Here is a 552-nt window from a genome sequence, read left to right on the forward strand (position 1 = left end):
TCCCACAGGATGACATCACTTTCCCTGCTCCTCTGAGTCAGGTGCTGCCCGCTGAATTGACGGAAGCGGCCATTCGCCAACAAGAATGGCACTTGATGCACGACATTGAGGTGGATGAATCCATGATGGCGTTCCCGGCGGTTGAACTGGTGCTGGGTGGGGTGCACTACCACGCTGAGGTGCGTTTGAATGGCGTTGCATTGTTTGACTGCGATGGCTCTCAGAATGTCTACAAGAAAGACATTCGCCCTTACATGCAAATGGGGCGCAACCGCTTTGAAATCTTGTTCTTAGAGGAAGACGAAGATCTTCTGTTTGATGAAGATAAACCTGAGCTGTGTTCGCTGTCCGATCATGAATATAGAAAAAGCGATGATCGCTTAGGCGTGTGGCAAGTGCCTTACCTGCAGTTTATTCGCAACGTACGTTTAGATCGTGTCGCGACCGAACAAATCTGGCACCACGGTGGTGGTTGTGAGTTTAAAGTGGATCTTTACTATCAGACTTTTGTGCCGGGTTTGGTCTCGGCATCAGTGAAGTTTGATGGTATGA

1 protein-coding gene is annotated in these 552 nt (G+C 49.5%); it reads left to right on the plus strand.

What is annotated here, in order from left to right:
- Window positions 1–552: glycosyl hydrolase 2 galactose-binding domain-containing protein (locus R7Q09_RS27625; protein WP_318144143.1), on the plus strand; the 552-nt coding region annotated here is incomplete at both ends.

The sequence above is a fragment of the Vibrio sp. 2130-1 genome, assembly GCF_033339515.1.